This window comes from Borrelia hispanica CRI (genome assembly GCF_000500065.1).
Taxonomy (GTDB): domain Bacteria; phylum Spirochaetota; class Spirochaetia; order Borreliales; family Borreliaceae; genus Borrelia; species Borrelia hispanica.
Genome location: NZ_AYOU01000121.1, coordinates 37141 through 63273 on the forward strand (window position 1 = coordinate 37141; position 26133 = coordinate 63273).

The 26133-nt window shown below is 26.6% G+C and carries 23 protein-coding genes; 12 read left to right on the forward strand and 11 right to left on the reverse strand.

From position 1 onward, the window contains the following. Nucleotides 1–4: 4 nt before the first annotated feature. The gene (locus U880_RS0103765; protein WP_024654813.1) at nucleotides 5–1369 is read left to right on the forward strand and encodes an FGGY-family carbohydrate kinase; all 1365 of its coding nucleotides are present in this window, start codon (nucleotides 5–7) and stop codon (nucleotides 1367–1369) included. Here U880_RS0103765 and U880_RS0103770 read toward each other — a convergent pair. The 6 genes from U880_RS0103770 to U880_RS0103795 are packed head-to-tail and all read right to left on the reverse strand — an operon-like array spanning nucleotide 1352 to nucleotide 6609. Then, complete coding sequence (locus U880_RS0103770; RefSeq protein ID WP_024654814.1) at nucleotides 1352–2056, reverse strand: SPOR domain-containing protein; 705 nt, start codon at nucleotides 2054–2056, stop codon at nucleotides 1352–1354. The genes U880_RS0103765 and U880_RS0103770 overlap by 18 nt on opposite strands. Then, a complete protein-coding gene (coaE, locus tag U880_RS0103775; protein ID WP_024654815.1) occupies nucleotides 2056–2652 on the reverse strand; it encodes a dephospho-CoA kinase in 597 nt (198 codons plus the stop codon). Before coaE ends, U880_RS0103770 begins: the two co-directional genes overlap by 1 nt. Beyond that, complete coding sequence (gene polA / locus U880_RS0103780; RefSeq protein ID WP_024654816.1) at nucleotides 2631–5399, reverse strand: DNA polymerase I; 2769 nt, start codon at nucleotides 5397–5399, stop codon at nucleotides 2631–2633. Before polA ends, coaE begins: the two co-directional genes overlap by 22 nt. Continuing rightward, the gene (locus U880_RS0103785; protein ID WP_024654817.1) at nucleotides 5396–5800 is read right to left on the reverse strand and encodes a hypothetical protein; all 405 of its coding nucleotides are present in this window, start codon (nucleotides 5798–5800) and stop codon (nucleotides 5396–5398) included. The genes polA and U880_RS0103785 overlap by 4 nt, the downstream gene beginning before the upstream one ends. After that, on the reverse strand, nucleotides 5790–6218 hold the full coding sequence (fliS, locus tag U880_RS0103790; protein WP_024654818.1) for a flagellar export chaperone FliS: 429 nt from the start codon (nucleotides 6216–6218) through the stop codon (nucleotides 5790–5792). Before fliS ends, U880_RS0103785 begins: the two co-directional genes overlap by 11 nt. Nucleotides 6219–6228: 10 nt before the next feature. Then, nucleotides 6229–6609, reverse strand: coding sequence for a response regulator (locus U880_RS0103795; protein WP_024654819.1), 381 nt, complete (start codon nucleotides 6607–6609; stop codon nucleotides 6229–6231). 191 nt (nucleotides 6610–6800) lie between these two features. Here U880_RS0103795 and ligA point away from each other — a divergent pair, with 191 nt between their 5' ends. Next, nucleotides 6801–8816 carry an NAD-dependent DNA ligase LigA gene (ligA, locus tag U880_RS0103800; protein WP_024654820.1) on the forward strand — a complete coding sequence of 672 codons (2016 nt, stop codon included), beginning with the start codon at nucleotides 6801–6803 and terminating at the stop codon, nucleotides 8814–8816. 2 nt (nucleotides 8817–8818) lie between these two features. Here ligA and U880_RS0103805 read toward each other — a convergent pair whose 3' ends face one another. After that, nucleotides 8819–11230: a hypothetical protein gene (locus U880_RS0103805; protein ID WP_024654821.1), complete on the reverse strand. Its 2412-nt coding sequence runs from the start codon at nucleotides 11228–11230 to the stop codon at nucleotides 8819–8821. Between the two features lie 304 nt (nucleotides 11231–11534). On the opposite strand from U880_RS0103805, the gene U880_RS0103810 reads away from it, so the two are divergent. The 6 genes from U880_RS0103810 (at nucleotide 11535) to crr (ending at nucleotide 17437) form a co-directional block, all read left to right on the forward strand. Then, entirely contained in the window at nucleotides 11535–13403 is a 1869-nt protein-coding gene (locus U880_RS0103810) for a hypothetical protein (RefSeq protein ID WP_024654822.1), read from the forward strand. Beyond that, complete coding sequence (locus U880_RS0103815) at nucleotides 13390–13854, forward strand: hypothetical protein (protein ID WP_024654823.1); 465 nt, start codon at nucleotides 13390–13392, stop codon at nucleotides 13852–13854. The genes U880_RS0103810 and U880_RS0103815 overlap by 14 nt, the downstream gene beginning before the upstream one ends. Next, nucleotides 13847–14707 (forward strand): FAD binding domain-containing protein, encoded by an 861-nt coding sequence (locus U880_RS0103820; protein ID WP_024654824.1) that lies wholly within the window; start codon nucleotides 13847–13849, stop codon nucleotides 14705–14707. The genes U880_RS0103815 and U880_RS0103820 overlap by 8 nt, the downstream gene beginning before the upstream one ends. 159 nt (nucleotides 14708–14866) lie before the next feature. Continuing rightward, nucleotides 14867–15127, forward strand: coding sequence for an HPr family phosphocarrier protein (locus U880_RS0103825; protein WP_024654825.1), 261 nt, complete (start codon nucleotides 14867–14869; stop codon nucleotides 15125–15127). Between the two features lie 15 nt (nucleotides 15128–15142). Then, a complete protein-coding gene (gene ptsP, locus U880_RS0103830; protein ID WP_024654826.1) occupies nucleotides 15143–16864 on the forward strand; it encodes a phosphoenolpyruvate--protein phosphotransferase in 1722 nt (573 codons plus the stop codon). A 3-nt stretch (nucleotides 16865–16867) separates the two neighbouring features. Then, nucleotides 16868–17437, forward strand: a complete 570-nt coding sequence (gene crr, locus U880_RS0103835) for a PTS glucose transporter subunit IIA (RefSeq protein ID WP_024654827.1) — start codon at nucleotides 16868–16870, stop codon at nucleotides 17435–17437. 35 nt (nucleotides 17438–17472) lie between these two features. On the opposite strand, the gene htpG is transcribed toward crr, so the two are convergent. Next, nucleotides 17473–19320: a molecular chaperone HtpG gene (gene htpG / locus U880_RS0103840; RefSeq protein ID WP_024654828.1), complete on the reverse strand. Its 1848-nt coding sequence runs from the start codon at nucleotides 19318–19320 to the stop codon at nucleotides 17473–17475. 115 nt (nucleotides 19321–19435) lie between these two features. On the opposite strand from htpG, the gene gnd reads away from it, so the two are divergent. After that, the gene (gene gnd, locus U880_RS0103845; protein WP_024654829.1) at nucleotides 19436–20830 is read left to right on the forward strand and encodes a decarboxylating NADP(+)-dependent phosphogluconate dehydrogenase; all 1395 of its coding nucleotides are present in this window, start codon (nucleotides 19436–19438) and stop codon (nucleotides 20828–20830) included. Nucleotides 20831–20844: 14 nt separating this feature from the next. Here the strand turns inward: gnd and U880_RS0103850 are convergent, their stop codons facing one another. The 3 genes from U880_RS0103850 to U880_RS0103860 all read right to left on the reverse strand — a co-directional run bounded on the left by U880_RS0103850 (nucleotide 20845) and on the right by U880_RS0103860 (nucleotide 22745). Next, complete coding sequence (locus U880_RS0103850) at nucleotides 20845–21381, reverse strand: BAPKO_0422 family outer member beta-barrel protein (protein WP_024654830.1); 537 nt, start codon at nucleotides 21379–21381, stop codon at nucleotides 20845–20847. A 123-nt stretch (nucleotides 21382–21504) separates the two neighbouring features. Beyond that, nucleotides 21505–22023, reverse strand: a complete 519-nt coding sequence (locus U880_RS0103855; RefSeq protein WP_024654831.1) for a BAPKO_0422 family outer member beta-barrel protein — start codon at nucleotides 22021–22023, stop codon at nucleotides 21505–21507. A 212-nt stretch (nucleotides 22024–22235) separates the two neighbouring features. Continuing rightward, nucleotides 22236–22745 (reverse strand): BAPKO_0422 family outer member beta-barrel protein, encoded by a 510-nt coding sequence (locus U880_RS0103860; RefSeq protein ID WP_024654832.1) that lies wholly within the window; start codon nucleotides 22743–22745, stop codon nucleotides 22236–22238. Nucleotides 22746–23084: 339 nt separating this feature from the next. Between U880_RS0103860 and U880_RS0103865 the strand changes: the two genes are divergently transcribed. From U880_RS0103865 to U880_RS0103875, 3 genes are read left to right on the forward strand one after another with little or no spacing between them, the layout of a single operon-like run. Beyond that, entirely contained in the window at nucleotides 23085–23618 is a 534-nt protein-coding gene (locus U880_RS0103865) for a chemotaxis protein CheW (protein ID WP_024654833.1), read from the forward strand. Between the two features lie 14 nt (nucleotides 23619–23632). After that, complete coding sequence (locus U880_RS0103870; RefSeq protein ID WP_024654834.1) at nucleotides 23633–23944, forward strand: STAS domain-containing protein; 312 nt, start codon at nucleotides 23633–23635, stop codon at nucleotides 23942–23944. A 23-nt stretch (nucleotides 23945–23967) separates the two neighbouring features. Next, nucleotides 23968–26106, forward strand: a complete 2139-nt coding sequence (locus U880_RS0103875; RefSeq protein WP_024654835.1) for a chemotaxis protein CheA — start codon at nucleotides 23968–23970, stop codon at nucleotides 26104–26106. Nucleotides 26107–26133: the final 27 nt, after the last annotated feature.

Below are 26133 nucleotides of genomic sequence, written 5' to 3' on the forward strand. Positions count from 1 at the left end.
TTTTATGAATGTACTCAGTATTGATATTGGTACTAGTACTTTAAAATCTGCTTTAATCAATTCTCATTATGGGATTTTAGAGTGTCTTGATATAAATTATTTTGATTATTTTAGTGTAGATTTTGAAAATTTTGATTATAAAATATGGCTCTTTGCTTTAAAGAAAATAATGTCTCATTTTATGTATAGAAAAATTGATTGTATTTCTATTAGTGGTATCTCTCCATGTTTAATAGCTCTTGATTCAAATTTAATTCCTTTAGAGGTGTTGCATTGGAATTCTTCTAAAGTAGTTAAAAATTATAAAGGAAAATCAACTTTTTTGCCCTTTGTTCTTAGTACATTTGAGAGAGGAATTTATGATAAAGTTAGATATTTCGTTTCATGCTTTGAATATTTAATTTATTTACTTACAGGTAATTTGGTTACAAGCTATCCCAGTTTGTCTTATATTCCTTTTATTTGGAATAATATTGAAATTAAAGAATATAATCTTGATACAAGTAAATTTCCTCCTTTTTTAAGAATGGGAGAAATTGTTGGGCAGGTTACTAAGCGTGCTAGTATTGAATTTGGTATTAATAGTGGCATTAATGTAATTAATGCTGGAATTGATTATTTAAGTGTTCTTATTGGAAGTGGAGCTTTTTTTTCTGGAATAGTATCAAATAGAATGGGTACTAGCGAAGGTTTTAATTTTGTCTCAGATACGTATTTATTAGATTTTTCTTTAATATATCCTTATTTCTTAGATAATTTGTTTATTATTGGAAGAATAGTTCCTTCTGGATATTTATTGCAATTGCTTAAAGATAGATTGTTTGAGAAGAAAAAATCATTTGGAGAATTTCTTGGCAAAATTGCTGCAATATATAGTCCAAGTAATATTTATTTTTATTTAAACAAAAAAGAACTTTTTTGTGATCATATTTTAATAGATCCACAAATAAAGAATAATTTAAATGAAGGCATTGTGGGAAAGTTAGATGATCCTTTACAGATAGGAATTGCAATTCTTGAGTCTTCTTATTTTTCGTTTTATAATAGAATACTTCATCTTAAGTCTTGTAAAAGGGATATTTTAGATATTTTTGTGAGTGGCTCTAATTCAGATAATTTATTTTTAAATAAGCTTAAAGCTAATATTATTGGGCAAGATTTAAAAATTTTTGAATTTAAACATTCTGAGATTGTTGGTAATGCAATTTTAGCCTTTTGTTGTTTAAAAGAATTTGACAATCTAGAGGATGCATTTAAAAAACTTGTTAAAATAAAACATATTGTGTCCTTTAATGCCAGTATGCATGATATTTATTTGGAAAAATATCATAATTATGTTTCTAATTTTAATTTATTTGTTAATAGTTAATATGTAAGCATCCTTAAAGTCATTTGAATTTGATATTTTTTGAAGATCAATCTTTGCTTCTGATATAGTTTTATATGGTCCAGATCTGACTCTATAGGTATCTTTGTCATTTATTGTTGCTGAATATATTTTTGCATTTATTTTGTATTTCATCAGTTCTTGAATATTATTGTCAGCAGTAATTGGATCTGAGAGCGATGCAAATTGTATATAATATTCTTTTTGAGGATCATATTTGTTTTCAAGTTTGTTATAATTTTGTTTTTTTTTAATTTCTTGACTTGCCTTTGCATTAATTTTTTTTGGCTTGAGTGTTTTTGCTTGTGTTTGTGTTTTTTTAGGTACATTTTGATTTACAATTTGTGCTTCTTTTTTATGAATTATTTTTTTATTATTTTGATTCATATCATTGTTTAAATTTGTGCTTTCTTTATTAGTTTTTGTAAGGTCAATTATGATTTCATTTGGTTTGTCAGTTATTGACAGAGTATCTTCATTATTTTCATTTTCTGTAGATTTTTCATTTTTCGTTTCTTGCAAAATAATATTTTTGCCTGCAATGTCAGAGGCCAAATTTTTATTTGGGAAAAAAATAATTATTCCAAGAAATATAATTGCACAAACAGTTACAATTGAAGTTAATGCTACTAAGAATCCTTTATTATTATTGTTATTGCCATCTCTCATTATGTTACCTCTCTCATCTTAGCCCTAATTTTTCTTTTTAAATATTCATAACTCTTATTGTTAATTATATTTATTATTTTTGAATTTATAATATTTTTATTGAAAAAAATATCTTTTTGCCATTTAAGTATGTTTATAATTAAGTTGTCATCAATATTGCGATTTAATTTTAACCTATTTTTTATTATCTCATCATTTGCTTTTATTATAAATATGTGTTTACAAAATTTTGCAAGGTCTAGTTTAAAAAGTAGTGCGGCATTAATTATAATTTTGTCAGACTTATTTGTTAATATTATTTGTTCTATTTGTTGATATATGATGGGATGTGTTATTTTTTCTAATATTTGTAGCTTTTCTTTATCATAAAAGACTATATTGCGAAGTTTTATTCTGTCTATTTCATTTATATTATTTAATATTTTATTGCCAAATGTTTTAATTATTGTATCTTTTTTTTCTTCTAAAATGATATGACCTATTTTATCTGCATTAATTTCATAAAAATCATATTCGTTACTAATGATTTTTGACACAGTGTCTTTTCCGGTTGATATTCTACCAGTTATTCCAATTATTGATGAATGTCTCCCCATGATTTTCCAGTCTCAATATTTGTTTTTAAAGGAATCTTTAGAGGATAAGCATTTTCCATCATTTCTTTTATTATTATTTGTGCCTTTTCACATTCTTCTTCTGGTGATTCAATTAGCATTTCATCGTGTACTTGTAAGAGTATTTTTGATTTTAGATTGTTATTTTTAAATTCGTTATATACTTTAATCATTGCGATTTTCATTATATCAGATGCACTTCCTTGAATTATGCTATTTATTGCCATTCGTTCAGCACTTGTTCTTTCTAAATAATTTTGACTATTAATTTCTCTTATATATCTTCTTCTCTTTAAAAGGGTTTCACTGTATCCATTTTGCTTTACAAAATCTATTTGATTTTGTATAAAAGTTTTTATTTTAGAATAAAGATTAAAATATGAATCGATGAAATTTTGTGCTTCCTTTCTTGTAATGGATAGTTCTTGTGAAAGTCTAAAAGCTGACATTCTATAAATTATTCCAAAATTAATTGATTTTGCTATTCTTCTCATTGAAGGTGTTATATTGGTTTCATCTACCTTAAAGAGTTTTGATGCTGTTTGTATGTGAATATCTTTTTTATGAGTAAAAGCTTCAATTAGTGATTCATCTTCTGAGAGATGTGCTAATATTACAAGTTCTATTTGTGAATAATCTGCAGATATGAAAATATTGCCTTTCATAGGTTTGAATGCTGCTCTTATTTTTCTTCCTCTTTCATCTTTGATTGGTATGTTTTGTAGATTGGGTGCAGTACTTGAAATTCGTCCCGTTGCTGTTTTTGTTTGCATAAAGTTCGTATGTATTTTGTTTGTTTTTTCGTTTATAAATTCTATTAAATTATCGGTATATGTATTTTTTAGTTTTGCAAGTTGTCTGTAGTTTATGAGTTTTTCTATAGATTCATGCTGATCTTTTATTGTTTCTAGCACCTTGATGTCTGTCGAATCTTGCTTGACATTTTTTGGTACTATAATATTTAATTTTTCAAATAAAACCGTATGTAATTGTTTGCTTGAATTTAGATTAAATTTAATGCCTATACTTTGTATTACTTCATTCTCAATTGTTTTTAATTCTTGTTCAAGTTCATGGCCATATTGTGTTAAGTAGTTGCTGTCAAGGTAAATGCCATTTTCTTCCATTTCTATAATGACATTGCTAAATGGCATTTCTATGTTTCTCATTAGGCTTTCAAGGTTGTCTTCTTTGAGCTTTTTTCTCAAGATATTAAATAATCTTAAGGTAATGTCAGCATCCTCAGCAGCATAGTTGGATGCTATTTCAAGTGGTATATCTTTAAGAGTACCATGTTGTGGTACTATTTCGTCGTATTTAATGTTTTTATGCATTAGATATTTTGCTGCTAAAAAGTCAAGAGATACTTTTGTGTTTGGATCAATAACATATGCTGCTATCATTGTATCGAAATATGCAGATATGACATTAAATCCATGTCTTTTTAGTACTTTGTAATCAAATTTATAATTTTGACCAATTAATTTTGGTTGTGATTTAAAAAATTCATTAAATTTTTGTATTATGTATTCTTTTTCAATGGAATTTTTTTCTTTTGTTTCTATGGGAATATAGTAACTTTCAAATTCTTGAAATGAAACTGAAATTCCAATTATATTTGATTCGTAAATATTAATAGAAGTTGTTTCTGTGTCTATTGCTATATAGCTTGCTTTTTTTAGTTGTTCTATTAGTAAGTCCAGTTCTTCTTTTTTTAATATTGTTTTATATTTGACATTTTCTTCTTGTATTGTCTTAAGAGTATTTGCATATAATGTTGTTGATTGTAAATCTTTTGTATTTTCTTTATTTGATTGTGTTGTATTGATATCAAAGATTGATTGTTGCATGGAATTTATAATATTTTTTTTCTTTAATATAGATTTGTAAGATTTAATGAGGGTTGTTGCAGAATATTCTTCAAATAGTGAAATAATATCTTCTTTTAAATTTTCTAGTTTAAATGTTTCAAGTGATGGTAATTCTAGATCTTCTACAAGACTTATAAGTTCATAACTTAAAAAAGCATTTTCTTTTTCTCTTAGTAAGATTTCTTTGTATTTATTATTTATTAAAGATAAGTTTTTATATATTCCATTTAATGTGTGAAATTCATTCAATAATTTAGCAGCACCTTTTTGTCCAATTCCTTTAATTCCTGGAATGTTGTCAGTAGGGTCTCCAACAATGGATAAATAGTCTTTGATTTGAGATTTATTTATTCCAAATTTTTTTATAACATAATCATTGTTCATTTCTAAAAAGCTGCTATTTTCAATTTTAAATATTTTGGTTTGATTTGATATTAATTGTAATAAATCTTTGTCTGGAGAGATAATATAAGTTAAGTAATTGTTTTGTTCTGCCTTTTTTGTGAAACTGGCTATAAGATCATCAGCTTCATATCCTTGTAGTTCAAACATTGGGATATTTGCTTTTATTAATCCTTCTTTTATCCAATGAATTTGTGGGATTAGGTTGTCTGGAGGAGCATCTCTTGTTGCTTTGTAATTTGGGTATTGTTGTTGTCTAAATGTTTGTGTTTCTGAATCAAAAGTGACAATTAGATTTTCTGGGTTTTTTTTCTTTATGATAAAGAAAAGAGTTTTAAAAAAACCAATAAATGCGTTGACATTTTCTCCTTTACTATTTGTTAAAGGATTGTTTTTCATAACGTAATAGTTTCTAAAAATTATATTTAATGCATCGATTAAGTAAATTTCTTTCATATTATAACATCTAGTAAAATTGGTTCTTTATAATTAAATGAACTTTTAAAAAATTGTATTTTTGGTATTGCTTTTTTTTTAGCAAATATCTTTTTTAAGATTTTATCTGTATTTTTATATTGAGTGTGTATTATTTCTTTTAATGACAAAGTATCTTTGATTAATTTTTTAATTTCTTCTTGTATTTGTTCTTGTTTTGTTAACCATGAGTTTATGGTTGTATAATAGTTGTTGATTGAATTTAGAATTAGATCTTTTTTAGGATTTGTGATTTCTAATATATCTATTATTCCTTGAGTGATTTTTGTATTTTCGAATTCTAAGATAGCTTTTAATTTTTTTAGTTCAAGTATTAGATCTTGTAAATATTTTTTTAAGATGATATTTGTATTATCCGACAACATTGATTCCTAATTTCTTTTTAATGATAATATTATTATTATTATCTTTTTTAAGCAATGCTTTCCAAGCTGTGTGAAGATTTTTAAGGTGCTTTAAGACTTCTTGGATATTATCTATATTTTTTTCTAATGTAACACTTTCTAATGTTTTATTTAAAAAGGAGTATATTGATAATAGGTTATTTGAAATATCCCCACCATCTTCAAAATTTAGTGTAGACATTAATTCTATGATAATATCTTGTGCATGATAAACTTTTTCATCAGCTTTTGTTGTGCTTTTTGGGTCTTCATTTTTATAAAATTCTTTAGCAACTTCTAAATCTTGTATTGCTTTTTCGTAGAGCATTACTAATATTGATATTGAACTTGATGTGTTGACTTGTGTTTTTTTGTAAATATCTTCTTTTCTTAGCAAGGATTTTCTCCTAATTTAATATTTTTATTTGTTCTGCTATCTGTTCTTCTCTGAAAGGTTTTGTAATATATCCTTTTGCTCCAAGTTGTAGAGCTTTTGCAATAAGTTCTTGTTTCCCAAGTGCTGTTACCATTAATATATTTAGTTTGCGTTCAAACTTTTTGTTAAGTTCATTTATTTTTTCAAGTGCTGTAATTCCATCCATGCCCATCATAGTTATATCAAGAGTTATTAGATGAAGTGTTTCTTGTTGTTTAAATTCTTGAATAGCCTGGATACCATCTTCTGCTTCTAAGAACTCACTGAATCCTAAATTTTTTAGTATTTTAATTAAATTTTTGCGCATAAAAATAGAATCATCAACTATTAAAGCTTTTTTATTTTCTTCCAATTTCCATACTCCTCCATTTAATTTTAACATAATAGGGTATTAAAAATCATTTAATAAAGAAAGATATAATCCATTTTATATTTACTCTAAATTTTTGGATGAATAGATTTATTACTCAGTAATCCATATGGAAATTTTATATTTTTTTGTAAAATTATATTGTGGTTTTTGTAATGGGGTTTATGTAAATTATGGGTAAAGATAAAGATATAAAAGCTGAAATTTTAAGTTTAAGGGATACCATTAAAAAATGGAATAGGGAATATTATGTTGATTCGTCACCCAGTGTGGGCGATGTTACCTATGATAAGGCTCTTTTACGACTTCAATATTTGGAGAATAGGTATCCTGAATATAAAACTTTAGATTCTCCTACGCTTAAATTTGGAAGTGATCTTTTAAATGGTTTTAAAGAGGTTGAACATTCTTATCCTGTATTGAGTTTAGATAAGGCCTATGATGTTAAAGAATTATCATTATGGGTTGATAAAATGGGGTTAGAGGGTTCTAATTTGGGATTTGATATGGGAATTTCAGTTGAACCTAAAATAGATGGATGTTCAATTGTTCTTTATTATAAAGATGGAATACTTGAGAAAGCTTTAACTAGGGGCGATGGTAGAGTTGGTAATAATGTTACTGAAAATGTGAGAACAATTAAAAATGTTCCTTTATGCATTGGAGAACAGGTTGAATTGGTATTGAGAGGTGAAATTTATATTACCAAAAAGGATTTTTTGAAAATAAATCATACATTAAATGATGCTTATATTAATGCTAGAAATTTGGCTTCAGGTATATTGAGAAGAGTAGATAGTAGAGAAGTTGTTAACTTTCCCTTAGATATTTTTGTTTATGATATTTTATATTCCAGTTTGGAATTAAATACTAATCATGATGCTTTTGATAAGCTTAAACATTTTGGGTTTAAACTTAATTCTTTTTGTAAGTTTTTTTATGGTAAAAACTTGGGAGAAAATATTATTGATTATGTCAAGGAGATAGAAGAAGGGAGGGAAAATTTTGAATATGAAATTGATGGTGTTGTTTTAAAGGTTGATGATTTTAGTTTAAGAGATGTTTTGGGATATACTTCTCATCATCCTAAATGGTCAATTGCTTATAAATTTGAGTCTTTGAGAGCTGTTAGTAAGGTAATTGATATAGTTGTTCAGGTTGGACGTAGTGGTAAGATTACTCCTGTTGCAAATATAGAGAAAGTACTTATTGCAGGAGCTTTTATTACCAGTGCAAGTTTACATAATCAGGATTATATAGATTCTATTGGGTTAAATGTTGAAGATGTTGTTGCAATTTCAAGGCGTGGCGATGTGATTCCTGCTGTTGAATTGGTTGTAGAAAAACTTTCTGTTGATAATTTTAAAATTCCAAATTATTGTCCTTCATGTAAAAAGTCTTTAATAAAAGAGGGTGCCCATCTTTTCTGTATTAATATACATTGCCCTTTGAAGATTATGGGACATATAAAGTATTTTTGTAGTAAAAAATGTATGAATATTGTGGGAATTTCAGAAAAAACAATTGAGTTTCTTTTTAATATGAATTTTATATCTTCAGAAATGGATCTTTATACATTTGATTTTGATAGGCTTATTGGTCTTAAGGGATTTAATTTTAAAAGGGTAAATAAGTTAAAGCGTTCTATTGAAGAGAGTAAAAATAGACCGTTTAGAAAATTACTTCTTGCTATGGGAATTAAGGATCTAGGAATTAATACAATATTATTGTTAATCAACAATAATTTAAATTCATTTGATGCAATTAGTTTGCTTTGTCAAGATAAAAAAAATGCTCTTGTTAAACTTTTAGATATTAAGGGGATAGGAGAAAGAATAGCTTTAAATATTATTAGAGCATTTAATAATAAGATTATCCTTGATAAATTTAACTTTTTTAAGGAATTAGGATTTAAGATGCAAGAAGATAGTATGAATTGTGTTGTAGATTCTTCTTTTTTATTTGGTAAAAAATTTTGTATAACAGGGTCTTTTGATGAATATTCCAGACATGTTCTTATTGATAAAATTACTAAAAAAGGTGCTATTTTTAACAGTTCAGTTAGTAGATATTTAGATTTTTTACTTGTTGGGAAAAGTCCTGGATTAAAATTAAAAAAAGCTAATAATTTGGGCATTAAAATCCTTAGTCTTTTTGATATTAAAAATTTGGTCAATTTAGATGATTAAACTTATTTTATTATTCTTACGTTTCTAAATTCCGATGCTAAATTTTTGTATAGAGTATTTATATCACTTGTATATTCTACTTTTATTAAATTTCGAAAAAATTTTTCTTTATGTTTTAGTGATGGATTAATAAAGTGAGTTTTGACATTATATTTTGGGATTAATTTATAAATTTCCTTTGCCCTATGTAAATTTTTTGTTGGTTCTATTTCAATATAATATCCATTGGGTTTTTTAAAATCAAATTCATTACTTTGGACTTTAAAATTATAGTTATTTAAATGTGTATCTGGATATATTTTAAATTCAGCGTTTTTTATTATGGCGTTTTTATTTGTTGTTTGTATATCTTGTGTATGGGAGCCTTGTGTTATTTGTTGTGATTTTCTGTTTTTGTATTTTGTTGAATCTTTTTTTACATATTTTGTCAAACCCTCTTTAAGTTTTAAAATATCATTTTCATTATTTTTCAATCTTTTATCTAATATATTGATTTGATCTTGTTTTTGTTGAATTATATTTTTATTTTCTTTGTATAATTCTTCATTTTCTTCAATCTTATTTTTTAATGAATTTATTATTTTTTCTATTGAAAGTAAGTTATTTTCAATATTTTTGAAGCTATTGTCATGATCATTTTTGAAGTTTGTTAATTCTTGGTGAAATGCTAATAGGGTTTCTCCATTATTATTGATTTTACTATCAAGGTCACCTAATAGTTGAGTATGATTATTAAGGGAATCTTTGTTGTTATTGATTTTACTATCAAGGTCACCTAATAGTTGAGTATGATTATTAAGGGAATCTTTGTTATTATTGATTTTACTATCAAGGTCACCTAATAGTTGAGTATGATTATTAAGGGAATCTTTGTTATTATTGATTTTACTATCAAGGTCACCTAATAGTTGAGTATGATTATTAAGGGAATCTTTGTTGTTATTGATTTTACTATCAAGGTCACCTAATAGTTGAGTATGATTATTAAGGGAATCTTTGTTGTTATTGATTTTATTATCAAGGTCACCTAATAGTTGAGTATGATTATTAAGGGAATCTTTGTTGTTATTGATTTTACTATCAAGGTCACCTAATAGTTGAGTATGATTATTAAGGGAATCTTTGTTATTATTGATTTTACTATCAAGGTCACCTAATAGTTGAGTATGATTATTAAGGGAATCTTTATTGTTATTGATTTTACTATCAAGGTCACCTAATAGTTGAGTATGATTATTAAGGGAATCTTTATTGTTATTGATTTTACTATCAAGTTCACCTAGTTTATGAATGTTGTTATTAATGGAATTTTTATTATTATTGATTTTGCTATCAAGTTCACTTAGTTTATGAATGTTGTTATTAATGGAATCTTTATTATTATTGATTTTGCTATCAAGTTCACCTAGTTTATGAATGTTGTTATTAATGGAATCTTTATTATTATTGATTTTGCTATCAAGTTCACCTAGTTTATGAATGTTGTTATTAATGGAATCTTTATTATTATTGATTTTGCTATCAAGTTCACCTAGTTTATGAATGTTGTTATTAATGGAATCTTTATTATTATTGATTTTGCTATCAAGTTCACCTAGTTTATGAATGTTGTTATTAATGGAATCTTTATTATTATTGATTTTATTATCAAGTTCATTTAGTATAGGATTTTCTGAGTTGAAATATTCTTGTTCTTGAATATATGTATCGTATGTATTTTCTGTGGGTGGGTAATTGTAACTTTCATTTGGTATATATTCTTTTTGATTGTCTTCATATCTTTGTTCATTGTAATCATTATAATCATTGTTTTTTGCTTGATAAGATCCTTGATAAGGATCATTTAGTAAATTTTCTTTTGTATTTATTAAATATTTTATTCTTTCAATTTCTTCTTTTAAACTTTTAATTAGCATTGCATATTCTTCATTCTTTCTTTTGATTGATTCTATATTTGTGTCGTTTAAAAGATTTTCTATGTTTGTTATTTTTTTTTCATAGTTTTTGATTCTAAGTTTTAAGATGTCTATATTTTTTATGAACCAATCATCATCCATATTGTTTTGTTCGAAATCGGAATCTTTTGTAAAAATGTTATTTCTTATTTGTCTGTTATTTGCTATTTGGATTTGTGATGAATCTTTGAAATTAAGTTTATTAGGTTTCTTTTTTAATGTGTTTATATCATTTTCTTTTGAAACTTGATTTTGTTTGAAATCAATGGTTTCTTCTTCATTATTTTGATTGTTAAAGTCTTCATTTAGATCTTCTCTAGGAATATAAATTTTTGAATGGTTGAACATGTAATCTTTAGTTATGTGTTGTTTTTGTTCTCCGAAAAGTAATGTACACGAGATCAACATAAAAATTTTATAGATCATTGAAGCTATTTTTTTATTTTTACCCATAAACATTAGACCTCATGAATATTATTTGATATTCATTTTAATTTTGATATTATCATAGTTTTTTAAATTGATCAAAAGAAAATAAGATTATTTATGTAATAATTATGAATTATTTTCGTAATTATTGTAGTTGTAAATTACAATTTAGTATTTAGTCCATATTGAGTTATATGTGAAATAACATAATTGAATTAATTTAATTATCAAGTCATATTTTAATTTACAATAGTAATTTTATTGGTATTGTGCCATAATGATACCAATAGAAGAGAAATTATGGATTTTAACTTCTCGTTTTGCTTAATTTTTTATGAAATTAGAAAATATGGATGAAGTTTGGGCTTTGCCAGTTTGTTGTAATATTAAAAATTCGATTATTGAAGATTTTAAGGTGTCAGATGAATATAAAAATCAAGTGTTTAATATAAGTTATAAAGATAATATTATCTTAAAATTTATTGATATCATTGATTATCATGAATTTAATTTAAAACTTTTTGATAATAATATAGCTTTTGAAGGGCAAGTGCCTTTAGTGTTATATTCTGATAACCTAGATACTTTATTAGAAGCAGAATCAAATGTTATTTTGGAATTAAGACCTATTGAACAAAATGATATTTGTTGTAGTTTGAACCTTAAAGAATCAGATGAATTTAAAGTTTATACTTCGCATTATGAATTTTCTGATTATTTCAATTGTTGTAGTGACTTTATTTTAGTGAAAGTATTCTTTAGTGATGATAATTTAATAATTGATGCTGATCTTGATAATATTGCATTGGTTAAGCAGATTATTAGTGATAGCTTTTGTATTTCTAAAGATAAGATTATTATTAATCCTATTAATAATAATTGTGTTAATATTTTATTTCCCATTGTTTTTAATGCTGTTATGCAAGGTATAGTTATTTCTAAAAAACTTGGTCTTAAGGTTAATGTTATTTATTATAAAAGGCATTTTTTAATAGCAGAATCTTTAAAGTTAAAATTTTCTGTTGTAAATTACTTGTCAACTGAAAATAGGCTTAATAAGATTATGTTAGAGCTTAAAATTAATAGACCGTTGAATTTTTTATATAAATTTTATTTTAATTATCTTAATAAGATTTTTAGTAATTTATTTTTTGATGTATTAGTACATATTGATCTTATATCTATTAATAGTAATTCTATTTTTTTTTGTGATAGTTATTTTTTATTTGGCATTTCTGCTTATAGTTTTATTTATTCGAATTTTTATAGTCTTGCGGCTAGTCTATCACTTGAACCTCTCAATTATTTGCTTGGTTATGTGAAGAGCGAATATAATATCTTTTTTAAGCTTTTTAATGAGATGGATTTAAAAAATTCTATTATGCGTAAGTCGTCTTCTATAAGTTTAAATAATGAATATAATATCTTAGATGTGAAGAGAAAAGGCGTAGGATTTGCCTTTTTAAATTTAGATTCTAATATAGATTTTGCTTTATTAGATATTGGTAATTTAACTATTTCTATGAATTTGTATAAAGATAAATTAGATGTATTTATTCCTTATAAAATTATAGATATTAATCTGGTGAATTATTTGAAGAATGTTTTAGCCAAAGCTTTTAATTTGTCTTATAGTTGTGTCAACTTTATTGTTGGTGATTCTTTTAAAGGTAATATTGGATTTTCTGGGTCCTTGTTAAAGGAGTCTTATCTTATTGAAAGAGCAATTTTAACTATAAAAGAAGAGCTTTCTAGTATAATTGATGATGAGGGAAAAAGAGAATATCCAGTTATAGTTAGTAGGGATTTTGTTGTAGATATAGATACAAAATTTTATGTTGCTTGTTCTCTTGAAGTTGATGTAATAATACATTCTTTTCATATTATATTTAGTAATGTTAATTTTTTTGTTGAAAATGGTAAATTTGATAAGCTTAGGGTAAATAGCAAACGTGCATTTTCCATTTTTGGTTTGGCAGTTGATTACGTTTTTGGAAATATTACTTATGATGTTATTGATTCTGTAGGACTTGAGTTTATTGAAGATGGTGAATTTATTTTTTCTTTTAGGGCATTATTTATTGCATCTGTTTCTGCAATTAAATCATCATTAATTCAAGCTTTTGATTTTGATATATGTAAAACACCTATTGAGCTTAAAAGTATTTTAGATGATTGGAGTGTAAAAATTGATACTAATTAGCTTTAATTTGAATGGAGAAAACCTTTCAAAGAGTATTGGACTTTCTTTGAGTACTAAAGAGCTTTTAATTAGTGTTTTTTATTCAGGTGAGAGAAATTTGATTGAAAGAATGAATAAAAGATTTTCATTAGTTCTTTTGGATTTAAAACCGGTGTATTCATCTTTAGTACCAGCTTTTATGTTAAATGGGCGTAGTATTATTACTGTTGAGGGCTTGGAGAATACAACCTTTTATAATACATTAATTAAAGTTTTATTGGAGAGTGATTTTGGATTTTGTGACAGTTGTTTTGCATCCAATGTATTATTATTTTATTATTTTTTAAAACGTAAGGTTATAATTAGGACTGATATTTTAGGATATTATAGTACATTAAAGTGTCATTGTCTTGATGTTAATACCTTTTTAGACCTTTATTTACGGTTGGAAGAATTAGAGAAAAATGAGTAGTGTGAAGGTGTATTATCCTGAAAATTTTAATGCGCTTGTTAGTTTATTTCAGGAAGGTTCAAAAAATTATATAATTTATAATGAAATTGATTTTCATAAAAATTCTGAAATTTTTATGAAAAATGACTTTGATAGCTTTTTTATAATAAATAATTTTGAAAAGTTTAATAAGATTTTTCTTAGAAGTAATTTTTTGGAAATAGGTCCATGTGTTACTTATGATGCGGTTTTGCAATTTGGAGAGAGAAATATTCCACGTTTATTTTATGAGTTTATTTCTATGTTAAACGATAGAATATGTCTAAATAGCATTAATATTGCTAATGGCTTTTATTATAAGAACACAATTTTTGATTTATATCCTTTATTGTTAAGTCTTGATGCTCAGATTGAATTTAAGAATATTTTGACTAAAAAGAACTATACTTATAATGCTTATAGCATTAATAGGGATGATTATATACAAAATCGTCATGCTTTGTTTTTAAGTAAATTAAAATTTCCAATTACAAATTTGTGGAATAAGAGTTTTTATAATAGAATATTTGACTATGCTTTTTCATTTAATTTTTTAGATGAGATAAATATTATTTTTATTTGCGTTTTGTTGAATGTTAAAAGGAATATTATAAGTGATTTTCTGATGAAAATATTTTATAATGACAAGGTTATTACTTTAAGAGATTTTCAAGTTTTACTTTTAAACAAAACTTTGCCTTTATCTTTAGTTGAGATTGAAGATTCTCTTAGAATGTTAGATAAGAGTATTCGTGATGTTAAAAATTTTAGTTTGGAAGAGAGAAGTTTGAAACTTATAAAAAATTTTTATTTTGATATATTGTTTAATTTTTAGTCTTAAAAAATTAGCATTATTAAAAATTGTTGGTTTTTGGGGTTAGTTTTAATAGAAAGGCAATAGAATTTAATTTATCAATTTGTTTTTATGCATTATAATATTTATTTGTTAGTAATTTAATCAAAAAATAATTATTCAAATAAGGGGCTTAAGCTTATGGTTAAAAAAGAGGCTACAATTAAGGCTGTTAATGGTTTACATGTTAGACCAGCATCAACATTTGTCAAAAAGGCTAAGGAGTATGCTAGTGATGTAACTATTGAAGCTGATGGAAAATCTGTTAGCGGCAAAAGTTTGTTTAGATTGCAAACTCTAGAGTTATCTTCTGGTAAGAAGCTTATGGTTTGTGCTGATGGTGATGATGAGGAGAGAGCTGTTAATGAACTTGTTGAACTTATTGAATCTTTTAAAGAATAAGTGTGGAAGGTTAATATGACTTTATCGGGGAAAAGAATATCTAAAGGGATAGGTATTGGAGAAGCACTTTTTATCAAGAAAGATTTTGATAAATTAATTGATAAATCAAAAATTACTTCTTCACAAATTGATGGTGAGATAAAAAAGTTTAATGATGCTAAGTTAAAGGCTATATCTGTGTTAAGAGACCTTACAAAAAAGGTTGTATCTCAGCTTGGAGCTGATAAGGAAGGCATTTTTGAAGGACAGATGTTAATTATTGAAGATGATGAGCTTTCTGAGTCTGTTATAAATTTTATTAAGAATGAAAATTGTGGTGCTGCTTATGCTGTTTATCTATCTTTTAAAGAATTGATAGCAAGTGTAGAAAGATATGCAGATGTTTATTTAAAAGAGAGAGCTTCTGATTTTAAAGACATTAGAAATAGACTTATTGCAAATATTTTAGATAAGGTAGTTGATCTTGCTGAGGTTAAGAGAGATGTGGTTTTAATTACTGAAGAATTAACACCTTCTGATACGATGCAGGTTGATTTAAGTTATGTTAAGGGTTTTGTCACCACGGTTGGTGGTGAAACTTCGCATGCTGCTATTTTAGCAAGAACAATGGGACTTCCAGCTCTTGTGATGTCACCTTTAGATATTGATAAAATCAAAGAGGGTGAACAGTTGATAATTGATGGACTCTCTTCAATAATTATTAGTAATCCTTCATCTAGTGAACTTGATAAATATGCTCATAAGATATTAAAACATAATGAACATGAGAAAGAGCTTTTTGAATTGAAAAATCAAGATGCAGTAACAAAAGATGGTATTAAAATATTTCTAAAGGCTAATATTGGAACTCCAACAGATATTTTTTATGTTAATAAATATGGACTTGATGGTATAGGGCTTTTTAGGACAGAATTTTTATATATGGAGTCTTTAAAGCCGCCTACAGAAGATGAGCAGTTTGAAGCTTATAAAAGAGTTGTTGAGAATATTGAAAAAAAAGGTGTTGTTACTATTCGTACTCTTGATATTGGAGGAGATAAAGAAATTCCATATTTTAATTTTCCAAAGGAAGAAAATCCTTTTCTAGGATATCGTGCTCTTAGAATGTATATGGATTATGAAAGTTTGATCCAAAGTCAATTTAATGCAATTTTTAGAGCTAGCCATTATGGCAAAGTAAGGATTATGGTTCCTATGCTTGCTAGGTATGAGGAGCTTGAAATAATTAATCATTTTGTAGATAAAGCCAAAACAAATTTAAAATCTAGGAACTTACCTTTTGATGAAAATTTAGAAGTTGGATGTATGATAGAAGTTCCTTCTGCTGCTTTATTAGCATCTGAACTTGCTGATAAATTGGATTTCTTTAGTATTGGTACCAATGATTTAACTCAGTATACTTTGGCTGTAGATAGGGGTAATCAGAAAATATCAAATTTATATGATAAATATAATCCTGCTGTTTTAAAATTGATCAAGAATGTTTTTGATGCTGGTGATAATGCTGGTATTGATGTTTCTGTTTGTGGTGAACTTGGAGGAGATGAAGCTGGAGCTTTAATTCTCATTGGACTTGGATTTAAATCTCTGAGTATGGTTCCTAGTGCTTCTCTTAGGATTAAGTATTTGCTTAGAAAATATACTATGTCTGATTTGAATGAGTTGGCAATTAAAGTTTTAAATAGCAAATCAGAATCAGAGACTTTAAAATTTTTAGATAAATATATAGGAGATTAACTTATGGGATTTTTAGGTTTTTTTAAAAAGGTGGCTACTTTAGATTTGATAGCTCCTGTTAGTGGAAAAGTTGTTTCAATTGACAAGGTTCCAGATGAGGCTTTTGCTGAAAAAATAGTTGGTGATGGAATTGCAATTATGCCTACTGGAAATGAACTTGTTGCACCTTGTGATGGGAGTATTGGTAAAATTTTTAAAACTAATCATGCATTTAGTCTTGAAACCAAAGAAGGAATTGAAATTTTTGTGCATTTTGGTATTAATACTCTTAATTTGAATGGTAAGGGATTTACAAGAGTTGCTGAGGAAGGTATGAGTGTTAAGCAGGGTGATGTTATTATTAGGCTTGATCTTGAGTATTTAAAAGCCCATGCAGAGTCAATAGTTACTCCTGTTGTTATTGCAAATTCTGATGAAGTTTCAAGCATTGAATATGTGTTTGGCAAGCTTGATGATGGTTCTGAATATTTTGTCTCTTCTACTACTACTTTAAATGAAGATATTGAGACTAAAATACTTCAAGCTAGTCCTGTTGAAGCGGGAAAAGATATAGTTCTTAGAGTTAAAAAGTAAGTTCGCAGACTCATGTGTCTGCGAACTTACTTTTATTATATATTGCTTTCTAACATTTCATTTATTATGTTTATAAATTGATTTGGATTTTTACTTGGCAGTCCTGAAGTTATTATTGCTTCTTCAAGAAGAATGATGCTTATTTTTTCTAAGGTTGTATCATCTAAATTTTTTAAATTTTTAATAATTTTATTGTTTGGATTAAGTTCAAGAATGGGTTTTGTTTCTTTAACTTCTTGTCCCATTGATATCATGATTTTTTGCATTTGATAAGTAGGATCAGTGCTGTCAATTATTATTGCTGATGGTTCTTGTATGAGAGTTGCTGATAATGAAACATCTTTAACATGATCTTTTAAGATTTCTTTTATTTTAGACAGTATGTCTTGAAATTCTTCTTCTATTTTTTTGAAATTTTCATCTTTTAATTCATCACTTGTTTCATTTTTATTTATTGCTTTTAATTTAATGCCCTCATATTCTGTTATGAAATTTAAAATAGCTTCGTCAATCTCATCATCCATAATGAGAGTTTCGTATCCTCTATCTTTATAAGCATTTACAATAGGGTTGATTTTAAGGATATTTTCTTTGCCTCCAGTTATGTAATATATGCTTTTTTGTTCTGCAGGCATTCTATCTTTATATTCTTTTAGTGATACAAATCCATTTACATTAGAAGATTTGAATCTAATTAGAGATATTAGTTTGTTTCTATTATCAAAATCTGAATAAACCCCTTCTTTTAAACATCTTCCAAATTCTTTAGAAAATTCATTGAATTTGGTGGAGTCGTTTTCACTTAATTTTTCAAGCTCACTAAGTATTTTTTTTACAGAAGATGCCTTTATTTTGGCTAATGTTTTATTTTGTTGTAAAATTTCCCTACTTACATTTAGGGGTAAGTCTTGGCAATCTATTATTCCTTTTATAAATCTTAAATAATTTGGAAGCAGACTATCAGCAGAATCTGAAATAAAAATTCTATTTATAAATAATTTTACGCCAGGTTTAGTATTTGGATAGTATAGGTCATAGGAAGCTTTGCTTGGAACATAAAAAAGATTTGTGTATTCAATACTTCCCTCGGCTTTTGTATGGATATGAATTAATGGATTCTCATAATCAAAAGTTAAATTTTTATAAAATTCATTGTATTCTTCATTAGAGATTTCATTTTTATTTTTTGTCCAAATAGCTGTTGTATCGTTTAATTTATCTTCTTTCTCTTCAAATCCCTCTTGTTTACCGTCCTTCATTATAGGTTCTCTATATTTAATAAAGATAGGGTAACTTATGTGATTTGAGTATTTTTTTATAATTTCTTGAATTTTCCATTTGTTAGCATATTCGGTTCCCTCTTCATTAAGGTGAAGTATTATTTCAGTTCCATTCTCATCTTTACTTGTTTCATTGATTTCATATCCTGTTTTGCCATCACTAGACCAAATATATGCAATATTGTCTAGAGCTTTTTTTGTTATAACCTCAACTTTGTCTGCCACAATAAAAGCACTGTAAAAACCAACACCAAATTGTCCAATTAGGCTTGCAGCTTTTTTTTCATCTTTTTTTAAGTTGTTAATAAATTCTTTAGTTCCTGATTTTGCAATTGTTCCGAGGTGATTAATTAAATCCTCTCTGTTCATTCCAATTCCATTATCTTTTATTGTGATGGATTTTTCATCAAAATTTATATCTATTCTGGGATCTAATTTTATATCTTTAAATTTTTCATCTGTGATGTTTAAAAATTTAAGTTTATCAATAGCATCAGAAGCATTTGATATTAATTCTCTTAAAAATATTTCTTTATGTGAGTAAAGAGAATGTATGATTAAATAAAGTAAATCATTGACTTCTGTATCAAATTGTTTTTTCATAGAATTCTCCTATCTTGTATTCGTTTAATCTTTACTTTTTTTATAATATAACATAATCTAAAAATAATGAATAAATAATTTTTTTATGAAAAAAATTACGATAGGGGATAATGCAATGGATATTGGTATTTATGGACTAGGAGTTATGGGTAGTAATTTGGCATTAAACATTGCCGATAATGGTTTTAATGTTTATGTTTATAATAGGGATAATGAAAAAACAGAAGTTTTTCTTGCAAATAATTCGCATAAAAAAATTAGTGGTGTAAGTGATATTGAGACTTTTATTGGAAGTTTAAAAAAACCCAGAAAGATTATTTTAATGGTATCAAATTCGGCTGTTGATGAAGTTATTGAGCAAATTTTACCTTTTGTTGAAAAATTCGATATTATTATTGATGGTGGCAATTCTTATTATAAAGATACTATAAGAAGAGAGCAAGAATTATCTTCTAGGGATATTTATTTTGTTGGGCTTGGAATTTCAGGTGGTGAGAGAGGCGCAAGATTTGGAGCTTCTTTTATGTATGGAGGAAATAAAAAAGCTTATGAATTAATAGAACCTATTTTAAATAAAATAGCTGCTAAGACTAATGAGGGGGATGTTTGTTCTGCTTATTTAGGCAAAGATGGAGTTGGACATTATGTAAAGATGGTTCATAATGGAATTGAATATGCCGATATGCAACTTATTGGTGAAGCATATTTTTTTATGAAGCGGGCTTTTAATTTAGATAATTTGAGAATTGCTGAAGTATTTGATAAGTGGTCAGAAGGTGAGCTATCTAGTTATTTGATAGAAATAACATCTAAAATTTTAAAATATAAAGAGAATAATGAATATTTAATTGATAAAATTTTAGATGTTGCAAATCAAAAAGGTACTGGAAAGTGGGTATCAATTGAAGCTTTGCATTTAAATGTACCAGCAAATTTGATTTTTGAATCTATGTTTGCAAGATCTTTGTCAGTATTGAAACATGAACGAGTAATTGCTAGTGATATCCTTAAAATGGATGTGGAGTGTGTTGAATTTGATCTGAGTGATTGGATTTTAGATCTCTATTATTCTCTTTTAGTTGCTAAAATATTAGCTTATTCTCAAGGATTTATGATTCTTAAGAATGCATCAGCTAATTATGTTTGGGATTTGAATTTAGGAAAAATTTCTTTAATTTGGAGAGAAGGTTGTATTATTAAGAGTGTTTTTTTGGATAAAATTAAGTTAGCTTATGATAAAAATCCACATCTTATTAATTTGCTTTTTGATGATTATTTTTTGGATATAATAAAGAATCATCATAAATCTTTAAGACGTATAGTTTCAAAGGCCAGTGAAATTGGGATACCATTGCCAGCATTTTATGCAAGTCTTTCTTTTCTAGACTCTTATGCTACTAATTATTTGCCAGCAAATTTAATTCAGGCCCAGAGAGATTTTTTTGGTGCACACAGCTTTGAGAGAATAGATTCAAATAGGGGTGAATTTTTTCATAGTAGTTGGGAATAATTTAGGTTATGTGTTTAAATATAATATTTAATGAATATTCCTCCTATTATATTTATTTTAAATCCTGCATAAAGATAATGGTATGCGATAGATTGTGGACTTGATACAAATTCTATTGAAGGTGCTATTTTAAATCCAATTTCTATATGTTCTGTTATATCGTAAAAAATAGCTATTGGAATTCTAAATCCAAAACCTATTTCCATGCTTTCAAAATTTGATTTGTGGGATGATATGTGTATGTTTCCTCCAATTCCTGTTCCGATAGATAATTTTTCTATTAATGATATTATAAATATTAAATCAATGGCCGAGAGTACAAATACATTGAAATCATATTTTTTAGATTTGAGTATACTTTGTGGTAATTTAATCCCATTAGTTCCTCCATAGCCTATTTCAATATCAATAAATGGAAATGACATGATGTAATTAAATATTGGATTTCCAATGCTTCCACCAAATCCTATTGTTCTATCTAAATATGAACTTTTACCAAATGAATTAATCCACATACTTGATGTTAGTATTATTAGCATTATTTTTTGCATGATGTCCCCAACAATTCATGTTTTTATCTCATTATATTTTATTTTTAATGATTAATAAATTTTATATGAAAATCTTATTAATTGAATTTTTTGATAGTTAATGTTAATGATATTTTGTATTTTTTATGCAACCCAAAGTTTTATACCAAGTCCAGCAAATACTTCCCATTTGTGTTTTGGATAATCATTTCCTATTCCCCATATGTTTATTCCTGGGCCTACTTTTAAAAATAAATCAAAATGTCTTTTGATAATTGGTAAAATTAAGGATAGCGAAATTTTGATACCTATATTTGTTGAATTATATATTTTATGTGTTTTTTGCCATTTAGATATCCACCATAACCCATAAATTCCTATTCCAAGTGATGTATTTATGGGTTTAGGTTTGTTAAATGAGTTTGATGAGAATATATTGAATTCTATAGATGTAAATAATGTATGAAAATTTTGGAATAGATTTTTGAGTCCATTGTAAATTCCAAATTCTATTTCGATGTTTTTTGCTAAAGTAAGTTGTATTGCATTTGGAAATGGCCCTAGTATTCCAATTCCAAAATAACCTTTGTTTTTTGGATGTTTATCTTTTGCTGCGCTATTAAAACAATTTATTAATATAAAAAATAAAATTATTTTTTTCATTTGATAATGAATCCTCTCATCTTAAGTGTATGCTTAATTTTAAAACAAACGTAACCAATATTAGTTATTATTTTATATAAAATTTATATTGTCAAATTTTAAGTAAGGTTGTATTATAGCAGTTTACTTATTTGCTGTACATTGCGTTAGAATTGGCTTGTATTTATTATTTTATTTATAAAGAGAAGTCATTGATACTTCTCTTTATAAATTTATGTAAACCAATACCTAATACCAAGAGTAGCAAATATTTCCCATCTAAATCCAGCTCCTCCATTCCAAATATTTATTCCAAGACCAGGTGCTACTTTTAAAAATACGTCAAATTTTTTTATAAATATTGCAAGATTTAATATTAGTGGCAATCTGGCTCCTATGCTTATTGGACCACTATTTGTGTGTGTATGACTCCATCTGGAGAACCATATTGTTCCATAGCCGCCACCACCAATCGAAAAGTTAAGCATTTGATTTAATCCTTTAAAAGTATGCATATAAAATATGTAGTCTATCGCAAGAAATAAAGTTTGCCAATCTTTAAAAAGATTGTTTGCTCCATTATAAATTCCTAAGTCTATGTCAAAGTTTTCAATGTTAAATTCTAATGCAATTGGAAATGGTAATAAAATTCCTATTCCAAAATTACTTCTTGCTGTTGAATTGGCAAAAGCGGAAGTTGACAATAATAACAATATTAAGATAAATATATTTTTTTGTTTCACGGGTTCTCCTTTAATATAAAGATTTAATATATAAATTTAATTCTGGATTGATATAATTCAATTTATTGTAATAAAGAAAATGTATTTATTATAGGCAGTTTAGATTATTACGTGTTGTTATTTTTTAATTATTGATTGGCATTTATATTTTTTTTTTATATTTTGTAGGATAATTGTATTAGGATGTATTTTTGTTATGTGTAATATTTGAACGTTTGATATTTGTTTAGTATTGAGGTTTTTGATTTATAATTGATACATAATGGTGTTTTTAGGTACATAAATTTAAATAAAACCTATGAAAGTTATTTTAGTTAGTTATATTATTAAGAGGCACTTATGGAATTAGAGGTAGATATACAAGATACATTAAATCAGTATCTTCTATTTAGTTTAGATGAGCTTTATGCAATTGAGATTAAATATGTTGTTGAAGTATTAGAATATACTAAAATCTCAAAGATACCAAGAACTCCTGATTATATGGCAGGAATAATCAACAATAGAGGAAAGATAGTTCCAATAATTGATATTAGAAAGCAATTTGGCATGGAAGAGCGTAAAGTTAGTGATGATGAGGTTAAGAAAAAAGAAATTAATACTTCAAATATTATTATATTGACTTTAACGTATGAAGGCGATGAATTGAATCTTGGAATTTTAGTGGATCATGTTAAAGAGGTTCTTGAGTTAAGTTCATCGGATATCGATGATGCTCCAAGGATTGGTTCGGGTTTCAATTCAAAATTTATATCTGGTATTGGTAAACATAATGATAAATTTGTTGTTATTCTTGATATAAAAAATTTGTTTGATATTAAAGAACTCTCTCAATTTAAAAATACTACAATAAATGGTCCTGATGACGAGTAGGAGCTTTGAGTGTTATGATTTATAAACCAGAAGGGGAACTTGTAGTAAATAATATTTTTAAAGTTAAGGAAGATCTGCTAAATATTCTGAAAGATATGAAAGAAAAAGAAACATTAGTAATTAATCTTGCAAACGTAGAAAAAATAGATGTTACTTTTATACAAATCTTATATGCTTCTAATAAGTATGCCAAGGATAGGAATTTATTTATAAAGATAGAATATCCTTCTGATGAGGTTTTAAGTTCATTAATATATGGTGGATTTTTAATAGATATTGAGGATGTTGATAACTTGGATTTGGGCCTTAGTTTAATTGAATTTTAATTTTATGTGTTTAAGGGCAATTTATGAATAGTAGTGATATGATTGATAAATTTAAGGATTCTTTTAAAGAAGAGTCTATAGAGAATATTTCAGATATTGAACATGCACTTCTTAATATTGAATTTGAATCGGGAAAAGAGGTTATCAATTCTATTTTTAGGAATTTTCATACAATAAAGGGTAGTGCAGGGATGTTTGGTTTTAATTTTACAGCTTCTCTTGTGCATGAAATAGAGACGATTCTTGATTCTATCAAGGTGGGTGTTAATAAATTTAATCAAAGTACTGTTGATGCTACTTTGATGGCGGTTGATTTTATTCGTGAACTCATTGAGGGAGATGAAGCTATTGATGAGATTGTATATAAGACCCGTGAAAACAGTTTAATAGATGCAATTAAGAAGGGACTTGGTATTAATATTGGTGTTGCTAAAGATATGGTTTTAGCTACTAATAGTAAAATTCAAAATTCATCAATTAATTTGGATTCTCAAGAAGCAGAATTAAATTTGTCTTTAAATCAAAATAAATATGAAGATGAGGCTTTGAATGTTGAGATTAAAGTGTATAGGATTCTTTTTATTCCTTCAAGGGGAATTTTATTTCATGGGCACAAACCAATTAATTTGTTAAAAAAGTTATTGAATTTGGGAAATGGACAAGTTAAGGCTAGAGTAAAAAATATTCCTGATCTGGAATTGATATCTCCTGATAATGTTTATGTTGAGTGGGAATTAAAGTTGGAGACGGGAGAGAGTAAAAGTACTATCGAGGATGTTTTTATATTTGTGGATGGACAGTCGACATTTGTTATTGAGGAAGTTGATGCATCTTATGAGATAACAGATGATTCTTTTTTATTAAATAATGTAACTCAAAATGTTAATGAGATGTTTTCTGAGCAAGAGCAAAATTTATCAAATTCACAAGAATTATATAATAAAATGGCCTTTAATAGTGGCGAACATAATGTTAATGATGATAATGCTAAGAGTAAAGTAAATATTGCAAGTATTAAAGTTGATTCAAAAAAATTAGATCATTTGGTAAACCTTGTTGGTGAACTTGTGACGATTCATTCTAAGCTTGCTAAAGAGGCTGAGACTAGTAATAATAATGTTTTAAATTCAATTTCAGCTGAATTTTCTTTGCTGATTAATGAACTTAGAGATTATACTACAGGACTTAGAACAGTTCCTATTGAGATTTTATTTGTCAAGTTCCAAAGAATAGTTAAAGATTTGTCTGTTCAGCTTGGTAAGTCAATTCATTATTATTCTCAAGGTGGTGATACCGTTCTTGATAAGAGTATTATTGAAAGGTTAAATGAGCCTTTGGTACACTTAATTAGAAATTCAATCGATCATGGAATTGAACTTGATGAAGAGAGAGTAAAGGCAGGAAAGAAGTCCCATGGAATAATTAGGCTTTCTGCACAACAATCAGGTGATTCTGTAATTGTTGTTATTGAAGATGATGGTAGGGGACTTGATAAACATAAGATAATTAAGAGAGCTATAGAGAAAAATATAATATCTGAGGCTATATCTAGAACTTTATCTGATATTGATATTTATAATTTAATTTTTGAATCTGGATTTTCAACAGCTGATGTTGTTACAAATATATCGGGTCGTGGTGTTGGAATGGATGTTGTTAAAAAACAGGTAGAGTCTCTTAGAGGGAATGTAGTTATTGAGAGTGAGTTTGGTAAATATACCCGAATAAAATTAATTTTTCCTTTGACCTTAGCAATTATTGAAGGATGGCTTGTTAGGGTTTGCGATCAGTATTTTATTGTTCCTTTGTCTAATGTTGAATCTTGTCTTGAGGCTGATAAATTGGATTCTAGGGTATACGGACTTGAAAGTGGTAGTAATGTCATGAATTATAGGGGAAGTATGATTAGCTTCATAAGGTTGAGGGAATTTTTTGAAATATCTAATGCAAAAAGTAATAGTGAACATGTTGTTGTTGTTAACACAAATAGTGGTAAAATAGGAATTGTGGTAGATGAGGTTTTAGGGCAACATCAAACCGTTATAAAAACTTTAGGTAAGATTTATTCTAAAGTAGAAGGAGTTTCTGGAGCTACAATACTAGGAGATGGCAGTTTGGCATTAGTCATTGATGTTGATAATATAACTAAAATTATAAGGTAGTATATTCTTAGAGTAAGATATCTTGGT